The sequence below is a fragment of the Corynebacterium sp. HMSC074C05 genome (assembly GCF_001838325.1).
Lineage (GTDB): Bacteria > Actinomycetota > Actinomycetes > Mycobacteriales > Mycobacteriaceae > Corynebacterium > Corynebacterium amycolatum.
Window position 1 is genome coordinate 187,561 of record NZ_KV836295.1, and the last position, 21,764, is coordinate 209,324.

The 21,764-nt window shown below is 61.1% G+C and carries 18 protein-coding genes, 1 tRNA gene, 1 other RNA gene and 1 riboswitch; of the genes, 1 reads left to right on the plus strand and 19 read right to left on the minus strand.

What is annotated here, in order from left to right:
* Positions 1 to 170: 170 nt before the first annotated feature.
* From ffs to gluQRS, 15 genes are all read right to left on the minus strand, one after another.
* Positions 171 to 265, minus strand: an RNA gene (ffs, locus tag HMPREF3042_RS08965) — signal recognition particle sRNA small type.
* A gap of 83 nt (positions 266 to 348) precedes the next feature.
* The gene (locus HMPREF3042_RS08970) at positions 349 to 1,506 is read right to left on the minus strand and encodes an ABC transporter ATP-binding protein (protein WP_070856863.1); all 1,158 of its coding nucleotides are present in this window, start codon (positions 1,504 to 1,506) and stop codon (positions 349 to 351) included.
* Between the two features lie 18 nt (positions 1,507 to 1,524).
* Positions 1,525 to 2,364 carry a carbohydrate ABC transporter permease gene (locus HMPREF3042_RS08975; protein WP_168168137.1) on the minus strand — a complete coding sequence of 280 codons (840 nt, stop codon included), beginning with the start codon at positions 2,362 to 2,364 and terminating at the stop codon, positions 1,525 to 1,527.
* Between the two features lie 12 nt (positions 2,365 to 2,376).
* Positions 2,377 to 3,294 (minus strand): carbohydrate ABC transporter permease, encoded by a 918-nt coding sequence (locus HMPREF3042_RS08980; RefSeq protein ID WP_070856868.1) that lies wholly within the window; start codon positions 3,292 to 3,294, stop codon positions 2,377 to 2,379.
* Positions 3,295 to 4,764 carry an extracellular solute-binding protein gene (locus HMPREF3042_RS08985; RefSeq protein ID WP_246822398.1) on the minus strand — a complete coding sequence of 490 codons (1,470 nt, stop codon included), beginning with the start codon at positions 4,762 to 4,764 and terminating at the stop codon, positions 3,295 to 3,297. It lies immediately after the preceding gene.
* 84 nt (positions 4,765 to 4,848) lie between these two features.
* Positions 4,849 to 4,934 (minus strand) — tRNA-Ser (locus HMPREF3042_RS08990).
* 198 nt (positions 4,935 to 5,132) lie between these two features.
* Positions 5,133 to 5,480, minus strand: a complete 348-nt coding sequence (locus tag HMPREF3042_RS08995; RefSeq protein WP_016421867.1) for a metal-sensitive transcriptional regulator — start codon at positions 5,478 to 5,480, stop codon at positions 5,133 to 5,135.
* Between the two features lie 3 nt (positions 5,481 to 5,483).
* A complete protein-coding gene (locus tag HMPREF3042_RS09000) occupies positions 5,484 to 7,682 on the minus strand; it encodes a heavy metal translocating P-type ATPase (protein ID WP_070856870.1) in 2,199 nt (732 codons plus the stop codon).
* A 23-nt stretch (positions 7,683 to 7,705) separates the two neighbouring features.
* On the minus strand, positions 7,706 to 7,915 hold the full coding sequence (locus tag HMPREF3042_RS09005) for a heavy-metal-associated domain-containing protein (RefSeq protein ID WP_049172422.1): 210 nt from the start codon (positions 7,913 to 7,915) through the stop codon (positions 7,706 to 7,708).
* A gap of 37 nt (positions 7,916 to 7,952) precedes the next feature.
* Positions 7,953 to 9,131, minus strand: a complete 1,179-nt coding sequence (locus tag HMPREF3042_RS09010) for an HNH endonuclease signature motif containing protein (protein ID WP_070601678.1) — start codon at positions 9,129 to 9,131, stop codon at positions 7,953 to 7,955.
* Positions 9,132 to 9,251: 120 nt separating this feature from the next.
* Positions 9,252 to 10,772 carry an AMP nucleosidase gene (locus HMPREF3042_RS09015; RefSeq protein WP_070601679.1) on the minus strand — a complete coding sequence of 507 codons (1,521 nt, stop codon included), beginning with the start codon at positions 10,770 to 10,772 and terminating at the stop codon, positions 9,252 to 9,254.
* A gap of 94 nt (positions 10,773 to 10,866) precedes the next feature.
* Positions 10,867 to 11,220, minus strand: coding sequence for a hypothetical protein (locus tag HMPREF3042_RS09020; protein WP_038627330.1), 354 nt, complete (start codon positions 11,218 to 11,220; stop codon positions 10,867 to 10,869).
* A 10-nt stretch (positions 11,221 to 11,230) separates the two neighbouring features.
* A riboswitch (SAM riboswitch) is annotated at positions 11,231 to 11,351 on the minus strand.
* Between the two features lie 117 nt (positions 11,352 to 11,468).
* A complete protein-coding gene (locus HMPREF3042_RS09025; RefSeq protein WP_256381198.1) occupies positions 11,469 to 12,722 on the minus strand; it encodes an Nramp family divalent metal transporter in 1,254 nt (417 codons plus the stop codon).
* Between the two features lie 53 nt (positions 12,723 to 12,775).
* Entirely contained in the window at positions 12,776 to 13,228 is a 453-nt protein-coding gene (locus tag HMPREF3042_RS09030; protein ID WP_070856873.1) for a flavodoxin family protein, read from the minus strand.
* A 24-nt stretch (positions 13,229 to 13,252) separates the two neighbouring features.
* The gene (gene gluQRS / locus HMPREF3042_RS09035; protein ID WP_070856875.1) at positions 13,253 to 14,203 is read right to left on the minus strand and encodes a tRNA glutamyl-Q(34) synthetase GluQRS; all 951 of its coding nucleotides are present in this window, start codon (positions 14,201 to 14,203) and stop codon (positions 13,253 to 13,255) included.
* Positions 14,204 to 14,227: 24 nt separating this feature from the next.
* Here gluQRS and HMPREF3042_RS09040 point away from each other — a divergent pair, with 24 nt between their 5' ends.
* On the plus strand, positions 14,228 to 15,004 hold the full coding sequence (locus HMPREF3042_RS09040) for a queuosine precursor transporter (protein ID WP_048731352.1): 777 nt from the start codon (positions 14,228 to 14,230) through the stop codon (positions 15,002 to 15,004).
* A 60-nt stretch (positions 15,005 to 15,064) separates the two neighbouring features.
* On the opposite strand, the gene HMPREF3042_RS09045 is transcribed toward HMPREF3042_RS09040, so the two are convergent.
* From HMPREF3042_RS09045 to HMPREF3042_RS09060, 4 genes are all read right to left on the minus strand, one after another.
* Positions 15,065 to 15,844, minus strand: a complete 780-nt coding sequence (locus HMPREF3042_RS09045) for an ABC transporter permease (RefSeq protein WP_070857044.1) — start codon at positions 15,842 to 15,844, stop codon at positions 15,065 to 15,067.
* A 13-nt stretch (positions 15,845 to 15,857) separates the two neighbouring features.
* Positions 15,858 to 16,820 carry an ABC transporter ATP-binding protein gene (locus tag HMPREF3042_RS09050; RefSeq protein WP_210403446.1) on the minus strand — a complete coding sequence of 321 codons (963 nt, stop codon included), beginning with the start codon at positions 16,818 to 16,820 and terminating at the stop codon, positions 15,858 to 15,860.
* 174 nt (positions 16,821 to 16,994) lie between these two features.
* A complete protein-coding gene (gene tgt, locus HMPREF3042_RS09055) occupies positions 16,995 to 18,296 on the minus strand; it encodes a tRNA guanosine(34) transglycosylase Tgt (protein ID WP_070856876.1) in 1,302 nt (433 codons plus the stop codon).
* 61 nt (positions 18,297 to 18,357) lie between these two features.
* Entirely contained in the window at positions 18,358 to 21,396 is a 3,039-nt protein-coding gene (locus HMPREF3042_RS09060; protein WP_070856878.1) for an MMPL family transporter, read from the minus strand.
* Positions 21,397 to 21,764: the final 368 nt, after the last annotated feature.

Here is a 21,764-nt window from a genome sequence, read left to right on the forward strand (position 1 = left end):
TTCACCTATCGATGCGCTGCAGCGTGGCCATAAGTGAATAGCTCATCGATAGGTGAAATGGCCTGGCCAATATCGCGGGGATAAGTGCCGAAAAACATCGATAGGTCACAGGAAACCGTCGACAAGTGCCCGAAACCTTGCCACAAGTGACAGAAGAACGCCGGGGATAAAAAAGGGGACCCCACGCACCCGTCAGAGCTCGCTGACCCTTGCTGCATTCCTGCCCTGGGGGAGTTCACGAGATGGACGCCACATGGGATCCGTGAAGACAGCCTACTACAGCTACGTACAAAAAGTCACGCCACTGTCAGGCCGACACTTTGTCACGCCACTGTTTGGCCGACAGTTTTAGTCTTGGTTCTTAGCCTTCAACGCCAAGTTCTCACCCGACTCAGAATCAAAGACATTCAACTTGTCCGTGTTGATGGCCAATGTAATCTTCTGACCTCGACGCACATTCGACTCCGCATCGACTCGAGCCACCAACATGGCGTGCGGGTTATCCGCCAGGCCAGCCTCCTCAGCTGCGGCATGCCCCTTCAAATCAATTTCCGGGAGTGGGAAGTGAATGAACTGCTCGGAGCCCATCGCCTCCAGGACGGACACCTCGACCTCGACCGTTGGTGCATCGCAATTGTCGTCGGTCAGGGCGGCGTCTTCGAAAGCCTCTGGTCGCAAGCCGACGATAACCTTCCGACCCGGGGCAAATTTTTCCGGGAGTGGCAGGTGGCCCAGGGCGGTGTCGACGCTGTGGCCGTCGTCAAGCACAGTAGCAGGCAGGAAGTTCATGGCGGGCGAGCCGATGAAGCCGGCGACGAAGACGTTGACCGGTCGGTGGTAGAGCTCTTGCGGAGCGCCAATTTGCTGGATAACGCCCTTTTTCAGCACGACGACGCGGTCGCCCAACGTCATGGCCTCAGTTTGATCGTGGGTGACGTAGACAGTGGTGGTGCTGAGGCGTTCCTGCAGCTGGGCAATTTCGGTGCGCATCTGGACGCGGAGCTTGGCGTCCAGGTTTGAGAGCGGCTCGTCCATGAGGAAGACCTTCGGTCGGCGGACGATGGCGCGGCCCATCGCCACGCGCTGACGCTGACCACCCGAGAGATGCGCGGGCTTGCGGTCGAGGAACTCCGTCAGATCGAGAATTTCGGCGGCCTCGTTGACCTTCTTCTCGATTTCCTTCTTCGGTAGTTTCGCCAGATTGAGCGGGAAAGCGATGTTCTCACGGACGTTCATGTGCGGGTACAGCGCGTAGGACTGAAACACCATGGCGATATCGCGGTCCTTCGGAGCGACATCGTTCATGCGCTCGCCGTCGATGAGCAGGTCACCTTCGGAGATGTCCTCCAGCCCTGCAATCATGTTCAGCATCGTCGACTTACCGCAACCGGAGGGGCCGACGAGGATGATGAACTCGCCGTCGTCGATTTTGAGATTCGCGTCTTCCACACCGATGTGACCATCAGGAAAGCGCTTGTACACGTGCTTTAGTTCAATTTCAGCCATTTTTAGCCCTAACCTTCTTTAGCCCTTCACTGCGCCGGAGGTAAGACCAGCGACAATTCGACGTTGGAAAATAACCACAAAGATGACAATCGGAATGGTGATGACAATCGCGGCAGCAGCAATGGAACCGGTCGGCTCCTCAAATTGCGACGAGCCGGTGAAGTTCGCCATCGCCGCCGGCGCCGTACGCGCCGCCTCCGTCGAGGTCAACGACACCGCCAACAGGAAGTCATTCCACGCGAAGATGAATACCAGAATTGCAGCGGTGACGATTCCCGGAATCGCCAGCGGCGCCACCACCAGGCGGAATGCCTGGAAAGGGGTCGCGCCGTCCATTTGCGCCGCCTTCTCCAGCTCCCAGGGGATCTCCCGGAAGAAGGAGGACAGAATGAAGATCGCCATCGGGAGTGCGAAAGTGATGTACGGCAGAATCAGGCCCGGCCAGGTGTCGAACAGACCGAGCTTGCGCTCGATGTCGAACAACGGGCTGACCAGGGAGACCTGCGGGAACATGGCAATCAGCAGCGAGACTCCCAAAATCACCGACTTGCCTGGAAACTCCAGGCGAGCGATTGCGTAGGCCGCCATCGTGCCGACAATTACCGCCAGCAGCGTTGTGATCAGCCCAATACCAATCGAGTTGATCAGCGCGCGGGTAAATTCACTGGTCTGGAAGATGCCGCGGTAGTTATCCAACGTCCAATTGCGCGGGATTAAGTGGCCATCGTGCAGATCGGTTGTCGGTTTGAACGACAAGCTGGCGATCCACAGCACCGGCACCAGCGCGTAAATGACCACCAAGGCGATGCCGATTGTCCATGCGACGCGTTGCTTCGGTGTCTTATCCGTGTTGTGCACTGCAATCGCCTCCTAATTATTCTTGCCCGCGGCCGCGCTCGGCGACGAGGCCCCGAAGCCCTTGACGAACACAATCGCAATCAGCGCCACGCACACGAAGATCAACACCGAAATTGCTGAACCAATACCCAGGTTGAACGCCTTAAACAGGTTGTTGTAACCCAGAATCGACACCGAACCAGTGCCATTATTGCCCTTGGTCAGAATGTAGATGTTGTCGAACACTCGGAAAGCATCCAGAGTGCGGAACAGCAGAGCCACCACAATCGATGGCTTCATCAGCGGCAACGTGATCTTGAAAAAGCGCTGCCAGAAGCCCGCACCATCCAACTCGGCTGCCTTCAGCGCGTCGTCAGGCACCAGCGCCAGACCCGCAAGAAGCAGCAGCGCCATGAATGGAGTCGTCTTCCAAATTTCAGCACCGATAATGATAAATATCGACGGCCATTGCTCCGTTAGCGGCGCGGTGCCGTCGGGAAGCAAATTGGCGAGATACCCCGTCCCCGGCGTCCACGCGTAATTCCACGAGTACGCCGCCGCCACCGTGACGATGCCGTACGGAATCAACACCACCGTGCGGATCAGGCCGCGGCCGAAAATCGCGCGGTACATCACCATCGCGATAGCCATGCCAAGCACCAGCTCAACCGCCACCGAAATCAGCGTGATAAATGCCGTCACGCCCAGCGCTTCCCACCAATAACTGCTGGTCAACACGGATGCGTAGTTCTGCAGACCGATAAACTCGCGGTCATCGGGGAAACGCAGATCGTAGCGCTGCAGCGACAGCCAAATCGCGTACCCAATGGGGTACGCCGTCACCGCCAGCATCAAAATCAGCGCAGGAGCCACCAACAGCAGACCGAGGCGACGCTCGGCGCGGCGCCCGTCGGAAAGCGTGGACTTAGTTTTCGTAGATTTATCAGACATTTACGGCACCAGGCCTTCCGAGTTCACGGCCGCCTGAAGTTCCTCATCAAGCGTGCCGACCAGCGTTTTCGCATCAATATCCTCCGGCGGACTAATGCGCGACGCCATCAAAATCGACAACGACTGGTACGCAGGGGACTTCGGGCGCGTCACCACACCGGCCGTGCGTGGCGACGGCAACAGCGCCCGCTCCTCCTGCGACAGCTCAGCCGAATCGGATTCCTCCAACGTGTTCAACTGCTCGTAAATCTCGCGGTAAAACGGGTATTCCTCCTTGAATTCATCCGTGGCCTGCGTGTAAAGCTTCGCCAACGTCGGCGGCAGACCACCCTTCAACGCGTTGTTGAGCTGGTTTTGTTCATTGCGCAGGCAGTCGATGGCCTCGAAAGCGAGCTCCGGGTGCTTCGACGTCGACGGCACCGCAAGGTTAAGGCCACCAATCGTGACTTGCGCCGGTGTGCCCTCATCCATCGCCGGGTAGGTGGTCCAGGCCATGTCTTCGAAGACCTCCTTGGCCACCTGACTTCCCGACTCCGCCTTCTCCTTCGCACCGGCATACACGAATGGGTAATTCACCTGCGCAAATGCATCGCCGCGGTCAAATGCCAGACGAGCCTGGTTCTCATCCGACTGCGAAATCGACGGATCATGCCCCTTCGCCGTGGCCACGCGGTGCATGGTGTCCAGGGCGCGCTCCGCGGCATCGTTATCCGCGATCGTGACCGACTGCCCATCCGGTGCGACTAGCTGACCGCCCGCCGACGCGGTCATCGAATTGAGCCACACCACCGAGCCCTCAAACTGGGCAGCCTGGACGCCAATCATCGACGGTTTGCCCTCATCGGCGAGCCGCTCCCCCGTCGCGATTAAGTCATCCCACGTCTTCGGCGGGCCATCTACCAGCGACTTTCGATACCACAGGAGCTGCGTATTCGTATTCAACGGCGCCCCGTAGAGCTGATCCTGCCACGTCGCAGTGTCCAACGGACCCGACAGGGTACCCTCCGTAACGCGCTCGGCCATATCTTCCGGGAGTGGGAGCGCCCAGCCCGCCTCCGCGAACTCCGGAGTCCACGTCACATCAAGGCCCATAATGTCGAACGAGGAATCCCCGCCCACAATGCGACGAGCCAACTGAAGACGCTGATCATCCGTCTGCTTCGCCGAAATGTCATACTCCAGGCGATACTTCCCGCCCGACGCATCCGAGCACTTCTGCGCCGCCTGCGCATACTGATCCGAACCATCCGCCGGACCCATAATCCGCAGTACCGGCGCCGAATTCTGCTGAGCCTCCGAACCACAACCCGCCACCAGCGCGGCAAGCGATGCAGCTGACACTGCCGCGATGGCAGCTCGTAAATTCCGGCCAGAACCTAAAGAACCGAAAGGAGCACCTGTACGGTCGCGACCGGCTCTTCGGATTCTCGGGCGCTTATTAAACATAATGACCACTCCGTGCTTCGACATACAAAACTAACTGTACTCCGGGAGTGGCGCATACGCCTGAAAATATAAGAAAACCCCCGGCGCGAACCGGGGGCTTTCAATCTGCGGAGGATGTGGGATTTGAACCCACGAGGGATGTGACTCCCGCACGCGTTCCAGGCGTGTGACATAGGCCGCTAGTCGAATCCTCCAACATCGTTAAAGACTACCCAACAAATCCGATTTTCCCAAAACGCGCCGACTACCAGTGCAAACGTCGAATCTAAGCGGTACTCCCGACACAACCCGTGCAACCAACAACCGGCAGCAAAATACGGCACCCGACCACCGACCGCTGACCGCCGTTTCGCTTCACGACGGCCACCCCACTCCCGGAATTTTTCCGGGAGTTACTTAGCCAGTCGAGCAATCGCCGCCGATGCCTCCTCCAGCTTGGCATCCAACTCCTCCGGGCCGCCCTCAGCCGCATGCACCACGCAGTGATGAAGGTGAGCATCCAGAAGAGTTAAGGCCAACGACTTCAACGCCGAATTCACCGCCGAAATCTGGGTCAAAACATCAATACAGTACTCTTCGTTCTCAATCATCCGACCAATGCCACGAACCTGCCCCTCGATGCGACGGATACGGGACTCATAGCGCCGCTTCTCCGCGAGATAACCGGGATCAGTGGTGTCATGGCAGCAAGAATCGTCGTCAAGCGAATGCGATTGCGACGAACAACAAGACTCACTCATGAGTTACTCCTTTTGATTATTTAGTTGACTCGGAGAAAAACCGCGCAGACGCAGACTGTTGCCGACCACAAAAACCGACGAAAACGCCATTGCAGCGCCAGCCAACATCGGATTCAACAACCCCAGCGCGGCGACAGGAATTGCCAAAACGTTATAGAAAAACGCCCAAAAAAGATTCGACCGAATCGTGCGGAGGGTCCGGCGCGACAGCCGCAGCGCATCCGCAGCCGCCAACAAATCACCACGCACCAGCGTGATATCCGCAGCCTCCATCGCCACATCGGTGCCCGTGCCCATCGCCATGCCCAAATCCGCCTGCGCAAGAGCCGCAGCATCATTGATGCCATCGCCGACCATCGCCACGGACGCGCCGCTGGCCTGCAACTTCTCAATCGTCGCGACCTTATCCTCCGGCATCACTCCCGAAATCACGTCCTCGCGAGCAATACCGACCTCATCCGCAACGCGAAACGCAGGGGTGGCGGCGTCGCCGGTCAGCAGAATCGGCCGCACCCCCCACTCCCGGAATTTCGCGACCGCAGCCGCCGACGTCGGCTTCACCGAATCCGACACCTCCAACGTGCCCAGGAGCTCGCCGTCGCGGCGCACCGCAACCACCGTCCCCCCACTCCCGGAATTTTCCCCGGAGCGGCCGACCTCGATGCGGTGGCCGTCTACGGTGCCCTCAACCCCCACTCCCGGAATATCCCGGAAATCAGAAACCGGGAGTAGGGAATCCGGATCTGCCGCACGCACAATTGCCTGCGCAATCGGGTGGTGCGACGCCGCTTCCACCGAAGCGGCAAGTGGCAGCAGATTTTCGGGAGTGGGAGGAACCTCCGTCACCTCCATCACACCCGTAGTCACCGTGCCGGTCTTATCCAGCACAACCGTGTCGACCTTCCGCGCCGACTCCAGCACCTCCGGGCCGCGCAGCAACACACCCGCCTTGGCACCTTCACTCGTGCCGACCAGGAGCGCTGTGGGCGTCGCTAAGCCAAGCGCACACGGGCACGCGATGATGAGCACGGCGACCGCAGCCGTGACCGCCTCACTCGCGCCGTGCCCCGTGAGTAACCACGCACCGAGCGTGACCGCGGCGATCGCGATGACGGCGGGCACGAACACTCCCGAAACCCGGTCCGCTAGCCGCTGCACCGGTGCCTTGCCCGTCTGCGCCGCCTCGACCATCGCCGCCATCTGCGCCAACTGCGTCTCCGAGCCCACGCGCGTCGCCCGCACGAGCAACCGCCCAGACGTGTTAATCGTCGCCCCCGTCACCTCATCGCCAGGGCCGACCTCGACAGGCATCGGCTCGCCGGTCAGCATCGACGCATCCACCGCCGACGCGCCCTCCACGACAACGCCATCCGTCGCGATCTTCTCACCAGGCCTAACGACGAACACCACTCCCGGGCGGAGCTGCTCCACGGGCAGCCTCTTCTCCACTCCCGAACTTTCGAGAACGGAGACCTCCTTGGCGCCGAGCTTCATCAACTCCCGGAGCGCCTGACCAGCATTGCGCTTAGAACGCTTCTCGAAATAACGACCGAGCAGCACAAACATGATGATGCCGGCCATCGCCTCGAGGTAGATGTTCATATCAGCATCGCCGGGAGTGACCGTTAAGTGGAACTCGTGCTTAAGCCCCGGCAGCCCGGCGCGCCCGAAGAACAACGCCCAGACGCTCCAGAGGAACGAGGCGGTCGTACCCATGGTGATCAGCGTGTCCATGGTGACTTCACCATGACGCAGGTTCTTCAGCGTCGCGCGATGGAACGGCCAGCCGGCCCACACAAAGACCGGCGCCGAGAGCGTGAGGCACAGCCACTGCCAATTAGTGAATTGGAGGGCAGGAATCATCGACATCGCGATGACGGGAACCGTGAGGATGACAGCGCCGACGACGCGATTGCGCAGGTCCTGCAGCTCCCGGTCTTTTTCTTCGGGAGCAGCTCCCGGTTCCTCTGCGGTCTCTTCCCTCGGAAGCTCAGCGGTGTAACCCGCCGCCACGATCGTGTCGATGAGTTGCTGCGGGTTGATGTCCGCCGGCGCCTCCACATGCGCCTTCTCGGTCGCATAGTTCACGCTCGCGTTAACTCCATCAAGTTTGTTCAGCTTGCGTTGAATACGGTTTGCGCACGACGCACACGTCATCCCGCCGACGGGGATATTAAGAGTGAGAAGTTGCTGCTCGGACATCTACTTTCCTCTTTTTTTGGGGGTTAGTTTGCGACCGCCTTGTAGCCAGCTTCATCCACTGCTGCGATTACGGCAGCGGTGTCAATGTCTGCATCCGAGGTCACGGAAAGGAAATTCCGGGAGCGGTCAACCTGGACATCGGTGATTCCCGGGAGTTCAGAGACTTCCTCCCGCACCGATGCCTCGCAGTGTCCGCATGTCATGCCAGTAACAGTAAAAGTTTGATTAGCCATACCCCAACATATACCCCCTACGGGTATATCTGTAAAGCTATTCGCGCTGACGGTAGCCCGAGTAGGCCCGCCCAGCGAGAGCCGTCGGGAAGGCAAGGTTGAATTCGGGTGGCGCGTGCGGAGACGGCGGGTGACGGTATACCGCACCGGAACCGTCGTCACGCTCGAGGTGCCCGTTGAGGCCTTGTCTGTCGTCGTCGTTGGCGGCGTTGTGTTCTTTGCAGGTCATGACCATGTTTTCCATGGTCGTGGCGCCGCCGTTTTTCCTGGCGACCAGGTGATGGGCCTGCCCGGCGTGGGCGGGGCGCGGGCACCCGGGCCAGGCACAGATGGGGTTGTCGAGGATCATCGCAATGCGCTGCTCCTCCGTCGCCAGACGCGGGTTGTGCATCGGGAGTAGGTCGGTCGGGGTGTTGTGCTCGTCGTAGACCAGCACCCAGCCGGTGTCCGCGAGCAGCGCCTCGACGAATTGTCCGGGAGTGAGGACGGACCCGTTGGAGGTCGCCGCAAACCGCGGGCTGTACTCCACGATGTCTTGCGCGGTTACGATGAGCGCGGGCTGGTAACGGAGCTTATCGACGTCGTCAAGCGGCCCCTCCGACCCGTGCGCCAGGCGTTCTGCCAGCGCCTGACCGACACACCGATCCCGGGTGTAATCCTCGTGCGCTTTGGCGATTTCGGCTGCGCGCACGGTCAGCGGCGCGACCAGGTCGTCAATCATGTTCGCCGGACCGGTGACCTGCAGATGCTTCATCCCACGGATGTCCGGATTCCGGGAGACGTGGGCGCGCAGGTGCTGCGGCGGCTCGTCGGTGCGGTTGAGCTCCTTGACCTTGGTGCGCATGTAGGTGTCGAGGCCCTCGAAGTCGTAGGCCGCGGCGGCGCGGGTGAAGTCCAGGCGGTAGTACTCCCGGATTTCGACATTGTTGAGCTGCCCGGAGCGCTTGTCGATCTGCATGACCGTGTCCAGCGACAGCTTTAGCTCCCGGGCAATCGCGACGGCTTTGTCGCGGGATTCGACATCAACATCGCCCTCGACGGTGCCGAACAGCCGCTCGGCGCAACGCAGCAGGCGCTTGAGCCGGAAGGGATCGAAGCCGATACTGGCTGCCAACTCCCGGTGCCCGGTGGATTTTTCCGGGAGTGCGGCGCGCAGGTCGGCGAGTACGTCAATCCCCCGTGTCGCCAGCGCGCTGAGCAGTCCCAATGTCGTCATGGGGCTAAGGCTAGCGTCCGGGAGGGGACGGCTTCAATCGCTTTTTGGCGTTGTCCACAGCCGTCGTAAAGCATGCACAATCTGCACAAACGGGCTTGACGACGCACTCCCGAAAGTGCCCTACCGGAACGCAACCTCTCCCACCGGCCGACGCAACTTCCGGGAGTGGAGGGTGTCGGGAGCGGCGGCCATGTCCTCGCACGCGCGCACGGCGGCCATGAGGTGCTCTTCCTTGGAGGATTGGTAGAACTCGCGGGCAGATTTCGGGAGTTTGGGTTTGTCGTGCAGCGGCATGTCGGAGACGCTGAGCAGCGCGCCGTAGGGCACGCGGAAGCGGTAGCCGTTGGCGGCGATGGTGGCGGATTCCATTTCGACGCCGATGGCGGTGGATTTCTGCAGCTCCCGGTAGAGGTCGGCCTGGGAGCGCCACTCCCAGTTGCGGTCGGAGGTCGACAGTACGGTGCCGGTGCGCAGGCGCTTTTTCAGCTCATCGCCGGTGAGTCCGGAGACGCGGGCGAGTGCATTGGTGACGGCGAGCTGAATTTCCGCAATCGGCGGGATGGGCTTTTCCAGGGGCACGTAGTTGTCGAGGACTCCGTCGGCGCGGTCGTAGCCGTTGGCGAGAATCATGTCGCCGATGCGCATGCGGCCGTCGAGGCCGGCGCAGTGTCCGACCATCATCCAGCAGTGCGGACGCGTGACGGCGAGACAGTCGGTGATGGTCTTGGCGTTGGAGGGGCCGACGCCGATGTCGATGATGGTGATGCCGCATTGGTCGTCGCGAAGCAGGTGGTACGCCGGCATCTGCGAGGCGTGCGCGTCCTGACGGCAAATTCCGGGAGTGGGGATGGCGCCGATGTCGTAGCGCTGCCCACCCGGGCACGCCAGCGCCGTGTACCCGTGGGGATTTCCGGGAGTGAGGGTGGCGGCGTACTCGAGGAACACGTCCGTGTGCAGTTGGTAGTTGGTGAACAGCACGAAGCGCTGGATGTTGGCGGCGTGCGACCCGGTGTAATGCTCGAGTCGCTGGAGGGCGAGGTCGATGCGCTGGGCGGTAAAGAGGCTCAAAGGTTTGATGAGAAGGCCCAGGTAGTCGGCTTCGCCGTCGGCGATGGTGTCGTCGATGCAGGCGGAGTCGATGGGGGTGAATGTCTTCTCCACTGCCGCCAACGTGCTTGCCGACGCTCCTTCCCTCCCCGCCGCTTCTTCGGCAGCCGCATCGAAGCCGCGGCACATCCGGAGTGGGATGGGCTGGTCGGAGACGCGCACCTCGACTTCGCCGCCGTGGTTGGCGAGCAGGTCGTTGATTTGCTCGATGAGGTAGGTGCGGAACATCACCGGGCGGGTGATAGTGGTGGCGTACACTCCCGGGCGGTCGACGAAGCCGTGTGACAGGGAGGGGTCGACATCCTCGACGGCGCTGCCGGCCGGGACGGTGAAGCGTAGTTCGGGGTAGTAGGCGCGCACCGGCCCACTCCCGGAATTTCCGTTAGTGGCGGCGGTGTACTGCTCGACTAAGTAGGCCATCCCTGCCCGGTGGATTTCGGTGAGCCGGTCGACGGCTGCGGCGGCGTCGGTGTAGAAGTCGCCTTCGCCTTCGGTGGGCCAGAACGGGGGTGTTGCGGAGTCTCGTACCTGCATAGCCCAAGGCTAGGCGGAGAGGTTCCCACTCGCATCCGCGCCGCGCTCATCAACGCAACGCCACGTCCATCACGCCGCGCCCACCAAGCCAAGCTCAGTGCCGACTCCACACTCCTTCGCGGCTGCGGCGAACCTCAAAGACCTGGTGCACGTGGTAGCCGCCGACGGTGGGGATGGTGAGGAAGTGTCGGCCGTCGTCAAGCTCGTGCCAGAGGATGCGACCGTAGCGTACGCCGTCGCGGACGTGGGCGCTGAGGTAGTCGGCGCGTTGTTGGCCGCGGAGGGTGGCGTAGAAGGCAGGGTCGACGGGGAGTTGGACGAGATTCCGGGAGTGGGGGTCGATGTCGGCTTCTTGCAGCCGGATGGCGACGGGTCGGCCGTCGACGAGGAGGTCAGCGGTGTGACGGCTGAGGTGGATGATGTGGACGTCGCTTATTGTGGTGTGCATTTGGCGCTCCTATTCGCTCTTCCCCGCAGGCGGTCTGTGGGGCTGATCTTCCTTTGGGGCACCGGGTCCGCGAATCGGGCGGTTGCCTATCGACGCTGTCAAAGGCCATTTCTCGTCGATATCTTGTGATCGTGCCGACCACCCTAACACCAACTAGACAGCTTTGTCTACCATCTCTCGCGCGCTTTACGACGAAGCCCCCCACCCCGCCACTCCCGGAAGCTACTACCTTCCACCGCGCCCGCTGACTACCCCTTCCCCATCAGCACCAGGACCACCAGCGCCACGTTGAGCGCGATAATGAGCCCACAGATAATCCACGCGACCCGGCGCAGTAGTGGGGTGTTGGCCCAGATGCCCATCTCGGCACGCGAGGAGGTCATGCGCACCAGCGGGACCAGCGCAAACGGGATACCAATCGACAGCACCACCTGGCTGAGCACCAGCGCCCACGTCGGCTCCACGCCGCTGGCGATAATGAGCAGCGCCGGAATGATGGTAACTACGCGGCGCACCAGCATCGGCACGTGCACCTTCAGTAGGTCGCGCATAATCAGGTCGCCGGCGTAGCAGCCGACAGAGGACGACGCCAGCCCGGAGGCCAACAGCCCAACGCCGAAAAGTATGCCCACCACGGGACCAAGTGCGCTGGTCACAGCGGCGTGGGCGCCTTCGATAGAGTCAGTCCCCTCCACTCCCGGAAGCGCTTCGGCCGCAAGACACAGCATGCCGATATTCACCGACCCGGCCAGCACGAGGGCACCGAAGACATCGATGCGCGTGGCCCGCAGGTGTTGGCGCAGCGAGGCGTCATCTTCCACCTTGTACTCGCGGTCGCGCACCAGCCCGGAGTGCAGATAGACCGCATGCGGCATCACGGTCGCGCCCAGCATGGACGCCGCCAGTACCACGGTGTGCGCGCCTTGGAAGCGCGGCAGAATTCCGCTGGCCATCTCCCCGAGACTCAAGCCCGTGACAAACAGCCCGGCCAGGAACCCCACCGTAATGACCAGCAGGAACGCCACAATCACGCCTTCAAAAGTGCGTTGCGAACGCCCACCCTGCAGCAGCAACAGCCCCAGCGAGACCACGCCGACAATGACGCCGCCAAGCAGCATCGGCGTTCCGAAAAGCAGATACAGCGCCGTGGCACCACCAATAATTTCCGCCACATCCGTCGCTGCTGCCACAATCTCGGCCTGCACCCAGTACGCCAGTCGCCCCGGCCGGTTCGAACCGAAGCGGTCGGCAACACCTGCAGTCAGCGACCGCCCCGTCACCAGGCCGTACTTCGCCGACAGGTACTGCACAACCATCGCCATGAGGTTGGACACCACCAGCACCCACAGCAGCAGATATCCGTAGCTCGCCCCCGCGGACAGGTTCGCAGCCACATTTCCGGGGTCCACGTAGGCAATCGCCGCCACAAACGCAGGCCCCAGCAGACTCATCATGGGCTTGCGGTTTTTCTCGCTTGACGACGTCATTTGCGCCCCTTGCATCCCTGAATCTTTCACTCGGCCATTATTTCACGGCCTCGACACTAAATCTTCAATCAGTCCAAAATTTGGGCAGCCATAGTGCCACCGAGATTTACTAGGCGGTCGGAGATGTCGTCGTCAAGCGAACCGACAAACACGACGGGTTCGGCCACAAGCTCCCACTTGTAGCCGGTCGTGATGGTTTTCATGGCATTTTCCGCGCCGGTGGTGTCGAAGCCGCCACGGATCCAGTAGGAAAATGGCAAACCCTTGGTGGCTTCCTGCGCCTCCCGGAAGGTGGTGTCGAAGAAGTGCTTCAGCGCGCCGGAGATGTAACCGAAGTTGGCGGAGGTGCCGAGAAGGATGGCGTCGGCGCTGGTCAGGTCATCGATGGTGGCATCGAGAGCCTCGACAACCTTGACATCCACGCCCTCTAGCGCGGGGTCGTTGGCACCCTCGAGCGCGTGGCTTAAGACTTCTTGGAGGAGCGGGGTCGGGGAATGGTGGACGACAAGAAGAGTAGGCATGCCCCGAGGGTAACGAAGCGGACCCTAGAAAATCACCTGTCCGCGAGGAATTTCCAGACCCGCACGCAGGGCTTCAGGGAGGTCGGCAATGGAGTCGAGCTCTGCGCTCGCGCCACCATCGCTACCGTCGCCACCATCGCTACCGTTACCGCCACCGAGCGAATCCAAAATCCACCGCTGCGCGGCATCCACGGGCACCTCGCCGAGAGTCACGTCGCCATCACGCTTGGACAGTCGCCGTCCTTCAGAGTTCACCACCAGCGGCACGTGCACGAACGAAGGCGCCGCATACCCCAAAAGACCAGCCAAGTACGCCTGGCGCGGCGCGGAGGACATCAGGTCATTACCACGCACGACTTCAGTGACACCCTGCTCGGCATCATCGACGACGACCGCGAGGTTGTAGGCCCACATGCCATCGGCACGCTGAAGGACAAAGTCATCGATCGGGGCGGTAATCTCGCCATGCAGCTCATCGGTCGCAGTCCCCTCACGCACCTGCGATTTCAGGCGTATCGACGGCCTCCTCCCCGCCGCCGCAAATTCGGCCTTTTTCGCGGCGAGGTGCTCGTCGTCAAGCGAACGGCAGGTGCCGGGATACTGACCTGGCACGCCGTGCGGCGCGGAGGAGGCGGCAAGGATTTCGCGGCGCGTGCAGAAACAGGGATAAGTCAGGCTGCGTTGCGTGAGATCGGAAAGTGCGGATTCATACAGCTCAGAGCGTTCGGACTGGCGGATCGGCGTGCCATCCCAGTCGATGCCGATGGCCTCGAGATCGGCGAGCTGCTGCGCCTCATACTCGGGGCGGGAGCGCTGGCGGTCGATGTCCTCGATACGCACGATGAAGCGGCCGCCCTGCGCGCGGGCGTGCGCCCAGGCCAGCACTGCGGTGCGCAGGTTTCCCAGGTGCAGCCGACCGGTCGGCGAAGGGGCGTAGCGGCCGGTGGGTTGCGCGGGATCAGGTTTCTGCTGCATATACACCACGGTAATATCCCTTCCGTGACAAATAACGAAAACCTGCCCAAGTCTGGGCCGGGCAACGCCGAGGCTGCCGCTGTGAGCACCTCGCACGCGCCCGAGAACGCAACTAAGCCCGAATCCGCAGCACACACGCCACGCCACATCCCGGTACCGAAATCGCTGTACCCGATGTTCACGGCCATTTTCATCGGCGTGCTGATCGTCTCCAACATCACCGCCACCAAGGGCGTGGAAATCTTCGGCCTGGCCACCGACGGTGCCTTCTTCCTCTTCCCCTTGAGCTACGTCATCGGCGACGTGCTTTCCGAGTGCTACGGCTACAAAGCCACCCGCCGCACCGTGTGGACCGGTTTCGCCATCCTCGCCGGCGCAATGCTCTGCTTCTTTGCCGCCATCAAGCTCCCAGCGGCACCGTGGTATGAAAATCAGGAAGCATTCGCCACTGTGCTGGGCACCGTCCCGCAGCTTGTTCTCGCAGGTCTGGCCGGTTATGTCGTCGGTCAGCTGCTCAACGCCTGGTCGCTCAACGCCATTAAGAAGCGCACTGGCGAAAAGGCTCTCTGGGCGCGCCTGATGGGCTCGACTGTGGTTGGTGAGTTCGTCGATACGCTCATCTTCTGCTCCATCGCCGCCACCGCGATCGGCATCGACGCCTGGGGCACCTTCGTCAACTACGTCATCGTCGGCTTCATTTGGAAGACCGCCGTCGAAATCGTAGTCATGCCAATCACCTACGCCGTCATCGCGTGGGTCAAGCGCCGCGAAGGCTACTACGACACGCACGTTCCCGCTTAACGACGAAAAAAGTGCCGCGACCTCGCCTGAGATGCGAGTAGTCGCGGCACTTATTGCTTTTTACTTCACGTCTCGCTTGGCATTGGCCCAATGAGCAACGCCAACAGCCACAACAATCCAGGCCACCAGCACCACGATGTTGAACCACATCGGCTGCGTCATGCCTGCTTCAAAGCCAGTACGTGGATTCTCCGGGTTTGCCATCAGACCGCCCAGCTGCGTTGACAACTGCTGAATGCGCGCCCCCGGCGTGACCAGCCACAGTGGCCGGAAAATCGCATACGCCAGCGCCGCGAACTCCAGCATGCTTTCCACCACCAGGATCCACACCAGCGGAATAGCGACAGCGGCCACGCGCGAACGCGTCAACACTCCCAGCGACATCGCAATCAGCCCAAACACAACAAAGCCAAGCACTCCAGCGAGCATGTCCGGGGCCGCGTTGCCGCTCTCGAACTCCACGCGCGGCGAAACCGTCACCGACAACCAAGCGAGAGCCACACCGATGACCCAACAGACAGCAATCAACACAAGCGTCAACGTCATCCGCGCGGACAGCCACAGGCTCCTTCGGTCCTGCGTCAAGAACGCATGCGCATTCATCTGATCGTTGTACTCACCCGCCAGGGTAGAGCCGCCAAAGGCAATCACAATCATGTTGAAGATCACCGTCCCCAACAGCAACAACGACCAATCGGCGGTCGAGCCATCATCGGCCGCCATGCTGAAAGCCACCATCGGCCCAGCTATCGAGCCCACCAACAGCACCACATACACCCACGTGCCACGCAGGCTGGTTAGCTTCGTCCATTCCGACCGCAAAGCGTTTCCAAAACTCATCTCAGTCACTCCCCTACTGCCCAATAGCCTGCGCGCGGTACTCCTGCGAGTCCTGGGTCGCAGCCAGGAACTTCTCCTCCAGATTGTCGCGCTTCGTGTTCAACCGTGTCACTAACAGCCCCTCGCGCAGGGCAGCGGCCGCAATGTCGCGGCGGAGTTGCTGCTCGCTGATGCCGTCGTTAAGCGGAATGCACAATTGCTTATCGACGTCAACCCCCTGCGCCACCGGCCCCAACGCCTGCAGCAGCCGAGCCGGATCATCGACCTCAACTTCGACGACCGTGCCGTCAGCGAGGAATTCATCCATGCTGTACTCGCCAATCATGCGGCCGCGGCCGATGACGACGATGCGGTCGGCCGTGAGCTGCATCTCGGAAAGAAGGTGCGACGACACGAGAACCGCGCAGCCCTGTGCGGCCAGGGCCTTGATGGTGTGGCGCATCCACGAGACGCCTTCCGGGTCGAGACCGTTGACCGGCTCATCCAAGATCAGATGCTGCGGCTTGCCGAGCAATGCCGCCGCCACTCCCAGACGCTGCTTCATACCCAGCGAATAGCCGCCGACCTTGTCCTTCGCGGCCTCGGTCATGCCGACTTGCTCGAGGCACTCCTCCACGCGGGTGTCGGGGATGCCGGCACCGCGGGCGAGGGCCCGCAGATGAGCGCGACCCGAACGAGCCTTGTTGTGCCACGTCGCATCCAGAATCGCGCCGGCGACGCTGGGCTTATTCCTCAGCGTGGAAAAGGGCTGGTTGCTGTAGGTGTTGCCCTGCGAATCCGTTCCGGTGAACAAGGCCTGGCCCGTGGTCGGGGCATCGAGGCCCAGCATGCAGCGCATGGTGGTGGACTTGCCGGAGCCGTTTGGGCCGAGAAAACCTGTCACTACACCGTCGGGAACGGTGAAGGACAGGTCATCGACGGCTAATTTCGAGCCGTACTTCTTGCTGAGTCGTTCAACCGTGATCATGCCCTCCATGATGCCGGTTGAGACTGCCTCGTGCAGTAGAGCTAGGTCTAGTTTTGGGGCCTTTCCGGTTGCTCCCTCCACTTCACGCCACGGGTGTCACCTCATGCCACCTCCACAGCTGGCACGAGGTGACGTAGGTGTCGTGAAGTGCGAAAAGGTAAGAGCAGAGCCCCAACCCAGCGCCTAATTCCCCACCGCACGACCACCGTTGGCGTAGTAGCGGCCCATGAACTCATCGCGGTACTCGAAGAACCGGTCCTCCAGAATCGCAGCGCGAATGTTCTCCACCAGCTTGACCATGAAAAACAGGTTGTGAATCGTGCACAGCGTGCCGGCCAGGTACTCCTTAGCCTTCAACAGATGATGCAGGTAGGCCCGGGAGTAATTCAGCGAAGTGTAGGAGGGCACCTCCGCGTCCACGGGGCGGAAGTCGTTCTTGAAGCGGGCATTGGTCAAGGTCATCCGGCCATCGAGCGTGTACACACCACCACGGCGGGCAAGCCTGGTCGGAGCCACACAGTCAAAGGTGTCGGCACCGGCCTCGACAGCGGCGAAAATATCGTCCGGCTCCGAGATTCCCAGTAGGTGGCGGGCACGGTCGTCGGGAAGCTCGTCGTTGACCCAACCGCAGATTAGGCCCAGATTCTGCTTCTCAATCGCCCCACCAATGCCATAGCCGTGGAAACCGAGCTGGCCCGCGTCCTCGAACTCGCGGGAGAGCTCGACTAGCCCACGAGCGGCCTTGCGGCGCAGGTCTTCGTACTGCGCACCCTGCACGACACCGAATAACTGCTGGATGGGCAACTGGCCGTCGTCAAGCGAATGGACGTGCCCGTCGACCTGACCGCGCGAAACTGTCAGCTCGTTGTGAGCCTCCAGGCAACGCCGCGCCCAGCGGTGCGTGCGCTCGACGGATGCCTCCTGGTAGCCGCGGGTGTTCATGAGCGTGGTGAGCTCGTCAAATGCCATCATGATGTCTGCGCCCAGCGCGTGCTGAATGCGCATGGACACCTCTGGCGTGAAGCGATGCTCGGAACCATCGATGTGCGAGCGGAAAGTCACGCCGTCCTCATCGACGAACGCGTTGCGCTCTTTGCCCTCGGCGACGATGTCGTCTTTCTGCATGCCGGTGACGTCCATCGCGAGGGTCTTTTTAAAGCCCGCGCCGAGGCTGAGCACCTGGAATCCGCCGGAGTCGGTGAACGTCGGACCGTTCCAGTTGGAGAACTTTGCCAATCCGCCGGCCTGGTCGACGATTTCCTCGCCGGGCTGCAGGTACAGGTGGTACGCGTTCGACAGCATCGCCTGCGCGCCGGTGGATCGCACCTGCTCGGGCGTGAGCGTCTTCACGGTCGCCTTCGTGCCGACCGGAATGAACGCCGGCGTAGCAATATCGCCATGCGGGGTGTGGATGGTGCCAGCACGTCCGCGCGCGCCTTCGATTTGCTTTACGACGTCAAAGCCCGTCGTCCTCGACTGCGACATGAAGCTCCTTGGTTGTGTTCCAGTGCTAATGCATTGAGGTTACCTGTGGTGGCAGGTGGAGTTACTCAGCGCTGTCGTTTTCCTCGGGTTGGGCAGCGTTTTCCGGGTCCCACACGGCGCGGCTACGACGTGGCGCTTCCTCTTCGAGTCCTTCGCGCTTCATCAGTTCCGCAACCGTAATCTTCTTCCGTTTGCGAGCCGGGCTGTAGTACGGGCGAACCTCGATGTCCTTGGCGTTTTCCGGGTTCGGCTGGGCGTCGGTTGGTTCAGCTGGCGCTGCCTGCATGAGCTGTTCGGTCGGCTCTGCCTGCTCCGGCTGCTCTGTCGGCTCCGGCTGTGTCGGCTTCTCCGGCTCAGCTGGTGCCGTCGGGGCCGACGGTTCGGCCTGCTCAGCCTGGTCAGAGCGCTCCGGCTGTTCGGCCTGCTTGGCCTGGTCAGCGAGCTCGAGCTCTTCCAGCTTTGCCTTCTTCCGCTTCGGAATCCAGCGGTTACGCTTCTTGGTCGCAACCGCCACAGCGGTACCACCTGCTGCGCCCGCCGCGCCCGCCGCAGCGGCTGCACCAGCACCAACTTCACCATCGGCACTGTCTGTTTCGTCCTCGTCAGCGTCCGTGTCGCCAAAGCCACGCCCAGCACCTTCGCTTTCGGGCAACAGGGACTCACCGCGAGCCATACGCTCGCGGCGGCCCTTCTCCACCAGCTCCTCGGAAACCTCTTCCAGGGCAGAGCCTTCGACATCCACAGAAGGCAACACCTTGTCCAGCCACTTCGGCATGTACCACGTAGCGCGGCCAAGCAGGAACATGGATGCCGGGATGAAGGTCATGCGAATAACGAAGGCGTCGAAAAGCACTGCGGCACCCAGCGCGAAGCCGAATACCTTAATAATCGCCAGGGGCTGCCCGGCGAAAGCCGCGAAGACGGAGATCATAATAATCGCAGCGGCAGTGACCACACGAGCGCCGAGAGTAAAGCCCTCAACGACCGATTCTTCGACCGCGTTGTACTTCGACTCTGGTGAGGATTCACCCTTGTTGTGGGTGTAATGCTCGCGCATGCGGGAAACCAGGAAGACCTGATAGTCCATGGCCAAACCGAACGTCACGCCGATGAGGAAGATTGGCACGAAGCTGACCAGCGGACCCGGAGTGCTAATCACACCCCAGAGGCCGTCCTGGAAAAATGCCACGGTGACACCGAATGCGGCTGCGACAGAGAGCAAGAAGCCCACACCCGCAGTCAACGGCACCATCAGGGAACGGAAAATCATCAGCAGCAGGATCACTGCCAGGCCCACGACAACGCCCAAGTAGAGCGGCATTGCGCCCTGGAGGCGGTCGGTGATGTCAATTTCAATAGGAACCAGGCCAGTGACACCGGTGAATAGGCCGGTGGTCTGCTCAATCTGCTTCTGCTGATCGCGCACCGCGTTCATCAGCTGCTTGGTCGCGGGATCGAGTGGACCCGACTTCGGGGTCATAATCATCTTGACCGCAGTGCCGTCATGATTCATGCCAATCATCTGGATGTGCTCGACACCGACGTTGGATTTGAACTGGTCAACAGCGTAACTATAGGAAGCCTTGCGGGCGGCCTCGATGTCAGAGAGTTCCGGGTTGGTCTGCCTCAGGGACTCGATAAGTGGTTTGAGCACCGGTGCATCGGGCTTCACATCGTCCGACTTGGCAATAATGATGAGCTGAGAGTTACGTCCCGCACCGAAGCCCTCTTCAATCATGGTGATGGCCTTGCGGTTCGTGCTGTCCTTAGCCGCAGTAGAGTCGGACGGCAGCGCCAGCTTCAAGTGCATGGCCGGGTAGGCCAATGCCAACAGCAAGACGATACAGCCGACCAGGAACAACCCTGGGGCCTTGTGCACGAAAGTGACCCAACGTCGCCCCATCGTCATCTCACCGAAGAAGGAAGAGCGACGTTCCTTGCGCGGGTTACGCGAGGGGTTGCCAGCAACACCGGGCACGCGACCAGCGAAGACCTTGTCGCTCAGCAGAGACATAACTGCCGGCAGCAGGGTCAGAGAGACCAGTACTGTGAAGGCCACCGTAATTGCCGCCGAAATACCCATCAGAGACATGAACGGCACCTTGGCGACCGTCAGCGCTGCCAACGCGACAATCACGGTGAGGCCGGCGAAAACCACAGCGGAGCCAGCCGTACCGGTAGCCATGCCGATGGCGTCTTCGTTGGTCATCCCTCGGGCTCTTTCTGCCCTGTAGCGAGAGAGGATGAACAGTGCGTAGTCAATACCGACAGCCAGGCCGAACATGACGGCAAGTACCGGGGTAATCGAGTTGACGTCGGTGAATGCGGTCATCAATGTCACGCCGAAGACACCGATGATAATGCCCACTACCGCCGTCACAATAGGCAGGAACGAAGCGACCAGAGATCCGAAGGTGACAACCAGCACGATAAATGCCACGGTCACACCGATAATCTCCGAGGTCGGAGCTACCTCAATCGCGGGCTGCATGCCCGGGCCAGAGGCCTCGACCTTGATACCGGCGTCACGACCGGCCTGCATTGCGTCGAGAAGCGCCTGCATATTCTCCGGCTCGATGTCCTGCGGCATCTTGGCGTCGAAAACGAAGGTGGAAATACCGTAGCGACCGTCATCGGACACGGTACGCAGCGCATTGGCATCGGCCTCGGCAACATCCTTGGGCAGGCCGGCGGCCATGCCCTGTTCCTTGACCATCGCCTGCATCTTCGGATTGAGGTCTACCGGGTTGTGAAGTTGCAAATCATCGGAGATTTGGCCGACATTGTCGCGGATGCCGTTAATGACCTGGTCAACAGCTTCTTTATTCTGTGGGTCATCGAGCCTCTGCCCCTCCGGGGCCTCGAAGGCGACATAGATACGCTGCTCTCGAATTGGGTTCGGAACATCGGGGAACTTTTCCTCAATCACGTGCGAAGCCGTTGCCGACGGCATGCCGGGGATCGAGAACTGGTCGATGAATCCCTTCTGGAATGCGGCAACTGCACCGCCCAGCCCCGCCAAAATCAGGAACCACGCGATAATCACAGTCCATTTATGCAGGTAGGAGAACCTGCCGAGTTTGAACAAGGCCTTTGCCATGTCAAGTTTCCCTTACGTCTAATATTCGCCTGGACCGCCCCCAACTGCAGCTTCCCCAAGTTCGCGCTACCCAAGCACTCCCTCGGACTTCACCTGCAGTTTGAAGCCTCTTCGCTACTCCGATGCTAGCGACCACCCCGGATTGGCCAACATCAACTCTGGCGCTGACGCGGTCACTGGGGGCGGGCACGACATAAAAACCGGAAATACTTTTGCTAAGAGTAGCGGACTTCCCGGATAAACGTGAACAATGGGGTGTGTGTTACTGATGTTAATTTTGTGATTTAGGTGCTCCAGGTCGGACGCCTCACCATTTGCCGCTTTACGACGGACACCTCCCACACCTCCACCACACCCAGGCAATCAGG